The following is a 7,163-nucleotide window of genomic DNA, read 5'->3' on the forward strand; positions in this document are numbered from 1 at the left end:
CCACCGGGGTTGGGGGGATGAGAAATCAGCGTCGCATGCGTTCGATGCCCTGACGGATCTGGCTCACCGCTTTGTCCATCATCGGCTTGACGTCACCCTTGCCGGGCACGATGACGTCCATGGCGTCGCCCCACGGCTTCCAGACGGCCTGCATCTCGGGGATATTGGGCATGGGCTCGCCGAGTTCGGCCTGCTTGGCCCACACGGCGACGAAGGGGTCCTTCTTCACGGAATCAAGCTGCAGTACGTCTCGCCGTACCGGGACGCGGCCGGTGGCCAGGAAGAGCACCTCTTGGCCGTGCCGGCTCGCGTACATCTTCGCGAGGGTCAGTGCCGCCTCTTTGTTGGGGGTATAAGCATTGATGCCCACGAACTGTACGCCTGTGAACGGTACCATGCGCTTGCCGTTGGGCAGCAGGGGTAGAAGGGCCACGCCCACGTCGATACCGGCCTTACGGGCGCCGGGGATCACCCACGGGCCGTTGATCTGCATGCCGACCTTGCCCTCTTCGAATTTGCCCGTGGTGACTGCGTGCTGCGTGCTCCGGTCGATGACGGCCGGCGGGAAGATCCTCTCCGTCAGGTAGAGGTTCCTCAAGAAGCTGAACGCCTGGACGGCGCCTTCGTTGTTGAGCCCGATGTCCTCGTAGTCGTACCCAGAGCCCGTCCACTTGAAGACGTAGCCGCCGAACCCCCGCACGATGCCGTACGTATGGTATTGCTCCAAGAGGGGCATCAGAAAGCCGTACTGGTCCCCCTTGTTGAGCCTCCTGGCCATGGCGACCAGCTCGGCCCAGGTGGCCGGCGGCTCGGGCACCAGCTTCTTGTTGTAAACCAGGGCCACGGATTCCACCGTGACCGGCAGTCCGTACAGCTTACCGTCGTACGTGACAGCCTGCAGGCTCGAGGCCGGATACTGGCTCCTTTCATTCCCGAGTACGTCGTCGGGAAGCGGCATCAAGAGCCCCTGCTTGGCCCACTGGCCGATCCAGTCGTGCGGCCAGGTGACGATGAGGTCCCCACCCTGGCCTGCGGGGAAAGCTAGCCCGATCTTTTTGATGAAGTCGTCCCACGGAACCGGCACCAGCTCTACCGCGGTCCCGGTCTGGTTCGTGAACTCGTCTGCGAGCTGGCGGAATGCCTTGTATTCCGCGGTCGTTTCGCCGAACTGAGTCCAAACCACCAGCCTGGAGGCTCCGGCCAGCACCGGCGACGCCAGACTCACGAGCGCCACTAACACCCCGACGGCAAGGCGAAACCACAACCTGGACATTGTGACAACCGCTCTCCTTTCCGATCATTTCCGGTCGCTTCGGGCATGACGGCTCCTCGGGACCGTTGCTAGCCCGCAGTCGCTGCTACCCGGTCACGCCTCGTCGCGTCTCACCCGGCCTTCGCCTGGCCGACCGAGGCTCGAACCACCAGGCTGGGTGTCACGAGGCGGGGTGGGGGCGTTTCGCCGGGGTCCTTAAGGAGTTCATCCAGCAGTTGCACCGCCTGCCGTGCAATTTCGCACGCATCCTGGCGAATGGTGGTCAGAGGGGGCCGGCTCATCGCCGCCATGTCGATGTCGTCGTACCCCATCACGGAGACGCCCTCCGGCACGTCCATGCCCAGGGTAGCCAGGTACTGGATAACGCCTAGCGCGACCCGATCCACTGCCAGGATGGCCGTGGGACGCGGGGCAAGGGCCAGCCAGTGACGGGCGACCCGGTGGCCGTCCTCCACCTGGGTGCTGGCCCTCACCTCCAGGGCCGGGCTGAACTCCAGCCCTCGCTCGCGAAAAGCGTCCTCCAGCCCCTGTCGCCGGTCGCGAAAGATGGTTGCCTCCGAGAGATCGTTGACGAACAGTAACCGCCGGTGCCCGAGATCCAGCAGGTAGCGCCCGGCAAGATACCCACCGCGGCGGTTGTCGGTACGCACGCTGGTGAACGCCGGGCCGGCCAGCGCCGCATCCACGAAGACCGTCGGAATCCGTCGGGAGATGATGCGCTCGACGGCCGGATGCCGCTCGCAGATGCCCATTACCACCAACCCCTCGAGCCGGTAGCGCACCATCTTGCGGAAGATGGGGGCGGTCTCGAACCGTTTGGGGTCAACGGTAGAGACGACGGCGTTGAGGTCCCGCGCCTCAATCTCCTCGATGGCGCGAGTGGCCACCCGCTGAAAGAACGGGTGGGCAATGCCTTCACCGAAGATCAGCACGCCCACCAGCCCGCTCTTGCGCCGGGCAAGCCCCCGTGCCAGCGAGTCGACCTCATAGTCGAGCTCCCTTGCGACCTGCAGGACCCGCTGACGGGTCTTCTCTGAGATATCGGGGTACCCGATGAGGGCATGCGAGGCCGTGGTGAGTGAAACCCCCGCCCTCCTCGCCACGTCTGCGAGCCGCGCCACCTGTCCTCCATCCCAACCAGACGTTGTTGTGACAGCAACTACAGCGATGTAGCCGTCACCGATGAGGAGTTCGCCGCACAGGGGAGAATTCGTGCCCGGGGAGACGGGCATACCTTCATTCGCGCTTCGAGGAGCCCGCAGCGGAGATGGGTAACACGGCACAGCAACGACCGGATGCGGAGCGGCTCGGGTTGGGAGGGACAGGCATCGCCCAACGCCTCGCCCTGGTGCACCGGCGCATCGCCGAGGCTGCCTGCCGGGCCGGCCGGGACCCGGCCTCCATCACGCTCGTGGCCGTAAGCAAGGGAGTCGAGGCGGCGCGCATCCGGGAGGCGCTGCAGTGTGGCCAGCGTATCTTCGGGGAAAACCGCGTCCGGGAGCTGGTGCTAAAGGCTGTGGAACTGGGCGCCCGCACGGCCGGGGGGCCAGGCGGCGGCGAGCCGGGTCCGGCGGCGGTTGAGTGGCACATGATCGGTCACCTTCAGCGCAACAAGGTGCGCCAGGTGGTGCCGCACATCGCCATGCTCCACTCGCTGGACAGCCTGCCCCTGGCGGAGGAGCTCGACCGCCACCTCCAAAGGCTGGGCAAGCGCCTCGACGTCCTGGTCGAGGTCAACACCTCCGGCGAGCCCACCAAGTTCGGCGTCGCGCCTGACGGGGCCGCCGAGCTGGTGCGCTGCGCGGCGCGCCTTGCCAGCTTGCGCGTCGTGGGCTTGATGACCATCGGCCCCAACACCACCGACGTCGAAGCGATACGGAGGGCCTTCCGGCTGTTGCGGGAGCTCCTCGCTCGCATCCGTGACGACGGCCTGGCCGGCCCGGATTTTGCCCACCTCTCCATGGGCATGTCGGGTGACTTCGAGCTTGCCATCCAGGAGGGCGCCACATTCGTCCGCATCGGCACGGCCATTTTCGGAGCTCGCGCTTGACCCCGAGGCTCGGCAGGCTCCGCCGGGCAAGGGGAGGCCCCAAGGAAGTTCGGCGGCCCTAAAGCCGTGAGAGGGCCGGGTCTAAAGCCGTGGCGGCACCTTGGCTAAGCTGTTGCCCGGCGGTTACACTGCGCCCGAAGGCAGTTGGCGGCGATCGTTCGAGGGAGCGAGCCTCGTTGGCGTCCGAGCGCGTGGCAGAAGGTTTCCGGGTCGGGTTGGTCACCATCGTCGTCAATCTGGCGCTATCGGCGGTCAAGGTCGCCGCAGGCGTCGCTGGCAACTCCTACGCGCTCGTGGCCGACGGCATCGAGTCGTTGACGGACATCGGCACCACCCTGGGCTTCCTGACGGCGCTGCGCCTCGGCGACCGGCCGCCCGACCTCGACCACCCGTACGGGCACCGGCGGCTCGAGTCGGAGATCACGCGGGTGCTGACCATCCTTCTCATGGCGGCGGGTGCGATCATCGGTTGGCGGTCCATCCAGGCATTCTGGCGGCCGACCCGGCCCGACTGGATCGCCCCGATCGCCGCCGTCATCTCCATTGGGACCAAGGAGTGGATGTTCTGGTACACGCTGGCTGCCGGGCGGCGGTTGGAGAGCCCGGCCCTCATCGCCAACGCCTGGCATCACCGCTCGGACGCGCTCACGTCGGTTGCCACCGTGCTCGCGGTGCTGGGGGCCATGCTGGGCTGGCGGTGGCTGGACCCCCTGGCGGGCCTGGGGGTAGCGGCGGTGATCGTCTGGGTGGCGGCCCGCCTTTACTGGAAGGCTACCCGGGAACTGGTGGACACGGCGCCCGCGCCCTCGGTGATGCGCCAGATGATGGAAACCGCCAGCCAGACGCCGGGCGTACGGCGCGTTTCCCGGCTGCGCGCCCGCCTGCACGGAAGCCGCGTTCTGGCGGATGTGGTCATCGAGGTGGATCCCGCCTTGAGCGTGCACACCGGTCACAACATCGCCGAATCCGTCGAGCAGGCCCTGCACGGGGCGCTCCCCGAATTGATGGACGTGACGGTGCATGTGGAACCCGCCCGGAGGACCTCCCACGGGGCGCCGGCCGCCTCCGGCCAGGACCGCCGGCCCAAAGCGTAGCCCGCCGTTCACCGTTCTGTTGCAGATTGTTAACGTTTCCGATGCAGCGTGTTTTCCGGTGGCGGCGCGTCCGTAACGGTACGGGGCGACAATGGCCGCGGGCTCAAAACGAGCGAAAGCCTGAGAAACCTCGAAAGGAGGCCTGGCGGTGAAAGTCTCTACTGCCGGGACTCGCCTGGCCGTTGGAACGCTTTTCAAGGTTTTGTCAAGCATCGGGCTCATACTGGCCGCCGCCGCTGTGCCCGCTTCGGTGGCGTCACGCACCGTCAGCCTGACCGGGGCAGGCGCTTCGTTCCCGTACCCCGTCTACAGCAAGTGGATCGACGAATACCACAAGCTCCATCCCGAGGTTCGCATCAACTACCAATCCATCGGCAGCGGCGGCGGGATCCGGCAGCTCATGGCGGGGACGGTTGACTTCGGCGGCAGCGATGCCTACCTCTCCGACGAGCAGCTCCGGTCGGCGCCCGCGAAGCTCCTCCACATCCCAACCGTCATGGGCGCCGTAGCCGTCACCTACAACCTCCCCGGGCTCGCCCGGCCCCTCCGGTTGACCCCAGACGTCCTGGCCGACATCTTCCTTGGCCGCATTACGCGCTGGAACGACCGCCGCATACGCGAGGCCAACCCCGGAGTCTCGCTTCCAAACCGGCCCATCGTGGTGGTGCGCCGCAGCGACGGCAGCGGGACGACCTTCATCTTCACGAGCTACCTCTCCAGGGTCAGCCAGGACTGGGCGCAGCGGGTTGGCAGCGGAACGGCCGTGTCGTGGCCCGTCGGCGTGGGCGCGCCGCAGAATGACGGCGTGGCGGGCCAGGTGCGACAGATACCGGGAGCGATCGGCTACGTGGAACTCGCCTATGCGCTCCAGAACAGGATGGCGTACGCGGCGCTGCGCAACCGGGACGGTGAGTTCGTGCTGCCGTCCCTGGAGAGCACCAGCGCGGCGGCTGCCGGCGTCACGGTACCCGACGACCTCCGGACGCTCATCGTGGACGCGCCCGGTAAAGACTCCTACCCCATTGCGGCGTTTACCTACATCCTCATCCAGGAGGCGCAGCCCGATGCGGTGAAGGGTAAGGCGCTGGTGGATTTTCTGTGGTGGGCCGTACACGACGGCCAGAAATTCGCCCCGGTGCTGCATTACGCGCCCCTGCCCCCGTCCGTGGTGGAGCGGGTGGAGAAGGCGTTGCGCCAGGTGACCTATCAGGGAAAGCCGCTGCTGAAGCCATGAGCAACGGACGGCCGGAGGCCGGGAAGACCACCCGCCGGGAGATGCATTGGCAGCCGGCGGCGCAGAGAGGGTTGGAGAGTGGCGAAGACGCTTCGTAAGAGGCGGGCCGGCGACGTTGCCTTTCGGTGGCTGGCCCAGGCGGCGGCGTGCACCATCCTGGCGCTCGTCGCTGCCATGGGCACCGTCCTCGGCATCGACGCCTGGCCCTCCCTGCGGACGTTCGGCCTCTCGTTTGCGCTGAGCACCGAGTGGGATCCGGTCCGGAGCCAGTTCGGCGGCCTGCCCTTCCTGTTCGGAACCCTGGTCACCTCCCTTCTGGCGCTGCTTCTGGCCGTCCCGGTGAGCTTCGGCGTCGCGATCTTCCTGGCGGAGTACGCGCCCCGGTGGCTTCGCCAGCCGCTCTCGTTCATGGTGGAACTGCTCGCCGCCATTCCGAGCATCGTTTACGGGCTCTGGGGGCTGTTCGTGCTGGTGCCCCTGATCCGCGACTACGTCGAACTCCCGCTGGGCACGTACCTGGGCGCCGTCCCGCTCTTCTCGGGCCCGCCGTACGGGCTCGGCATGCTGGCCGCGGGGGCCGTGCTGGCGATTATGATTACCCCCACTATCTCCGCCATCAGCCGGGAAGTGCTGGCCGCGGTGCCCCGCACGCAGCACGAAGCGGCCCTGGCCCTGGGGGCGACCCGGTGGGAGTCCATCCGTATGGCGGCGTCGGGATACGCCCGGGCCGGGATTATCGGCGCCGTCGTCCTGGGCCTGGGCCGGGCGCTGGGCGAGACGATGGCGGTGACCATGGTCATCGGCAACCGCCCGCAGATCACGGCGTCGCTTTTCGAGCTCGGGTCCACCATGGCTAGCGTGATTGCCAACGAGTTCGCCGAGGCGGACTCCGATCTTTACCTGTCGGCGCTGGTCGAGGTCGGGCTGATGCTGTTCCTGCTGACTTTCGCCCTCAACCTCGCCGCCCGGGCGCTGGTGCAGCGGGTGGCCAGAGGCGTGTCGGCAGCTTCGGGGAGGCTCTAGCGGCGGATGATGGCAGGGGAGCGGACGCTACCACAGCCTCAGGCGCTCGGCGTGCGGCAGGGCGTCAGCGCCGGCCGCCGGATCCGCGACCGGCTGTCGGTGGTGCTGGCCGCCCTCTCCGTGCTCGCCGCCATGCTGCCGCTGGGCAGCATTCTCTTGTGGGTGGCGCGGCAGGGGCTGGGCGCCATCAACTGGGAGTTCCTGACGCAGCCTCCTCGCCCGGTGGGAGAGCCCGGTGGCGGCATGGCCAACGCCATCGTGGGCACGGTTCAGCTGGTCACCGCTGCCGGTCTCATGGCGGTGCCGGTGGGTGTGATGGCGGGCGTCTACCTGTCAGAGTTTGGCAACACCCGGCTGGCGGAATGGGTCAGGGCTCTGACGGACGCCCTCACCGGCGTTCCGTCCATCGTGGTGGGCATCTTCGCGTACGCGGTCGTTGTCCGCCCCATGGGGCACTTCTCGGGCTGGGCCGGCAGCTTTGCGCTCGCC

Annotated in this window: 7 protein-coding genes; 5 read left to right on the forward strand and 2 right to left on the reverse strand. The window is 67.5% G+C overall.

Annotated elements, in window-relative coordinates; translation table 11 throughout:
- Positions 1-25 precede the first annotated feature (25 nt).
- Together AB1609_12345 and AB1609_12350 are read right to left on the reverse strand one after the other, a co-directional pair.
- A complete protein-coding gene (locus tag AB1609_12345) occupies positions 26-1,273 on the reverse strand; it encodes a maltose ABC transporter substrate-binding protein (GenBank protein MEW6047254.1) in 1,248 nt (415 codons plus the stop codon).
- Between the two features lie 110 nt (positions 1,274-1,383).
- Positions 1,384-2,394, reverse strand: a complete 1,011-nt coding sequence (locus AB1609_12350; GenBank protein ID MEW6047255.1) for a LacI family DNA-binding transcriptional regulator — start codon at positions 2,392-2,394, stop codon at positions 1,384-1,386.
- A 146-nt stretch (positions 2,395-2,540) separates the two neighbouring features.
- Between AB1609_12350 and AB1609_12355 the strand changes: the two genes are divergently transcribed.
- The 5 genes from AB1609_12355 to AB1609_12375 form a co-directional block, all read left to right on the forward strand.
- Complete coding sequence (locus AB1609_12355) at positions 2,541-3,323, forward strand: YggS family pyridoxal phosphate-dependent enzyme (protein ID MEW6047256.1); 783 nt, start codon at positions 2,541-2,543, stop codon at positions 3,321-3,323.
- A 176-nt stretch (positions 3,324-3,499) separates the two neighbouring features.
- Complete coding sequence (locus AB1609_12360) at positions 3,500-4,417, forward strand: cation diffusion facilitator family transporter (GenBank protein ID MEW6047257.1); 918 nt, start codon at positions 3,500-3,502, stop codon at positions 4,415-4,417.
- A gap of 148 nt (positions 4,418-4,565) precedes the next feature.
- Complete coding sequence (gene pstS / locus AB1609_12365; GenBank protein MEW6047258.1) at positions 4,566-5,651, forward strand: phosphate ABC transporter substrate-binding protein PstS; 1,086 nt, start codon at positions 4,566-4,568, stop codon at positions 5,649-5,651.
- Between the two features lie 78 nt (positions 5,652-5,729).
- Complete coding sequence (pstC, locus tag AB1609_12370; protein MEW6047259.1) at positions 5,730-6,674, forward strand: phosphate ABC transporter permease subunit PstC; 945 nt, start codon at positions 5,730-5,732, stop codon at positions 6,672-6,674.
- A 6-nt stretch (positions 6,675-6,680) separates the two neighbouring features.
- Positions 6,681-7,163: phosphate ABC transporter permease PtsA (locus tag AB1609_12375; GenBank protein MEW6047260.1), on the forward strand; the 483-nt coding region annotated here is incomplete at its 3' end.

The organism is Bacillota bacterium, assembly GCA_040754675.1.
Lineage (GTDB): Bacteria > Bacillota > Limnochordia > Limnochordales > Geochordaceae > Geochorda.

What these genes read in the sequence shown, in the direction of transcription:
- AB1609_12345 (MEW6047254.1), bottom strand. Translation starts at nt 1,273, where the DNA reads ATGTCCAGGTTGTGGTTTCGCCTTGCCGTCGGGGTGTTAGTGGCGCTC.
- AB1609_12355 (MEW6047256.1), top strand. Translation starts at nt 2,541, where the DNA reads ATGGGTAACACGGCACAGCAACGACCGGATGCGGAGCGGCTCGGGTTG.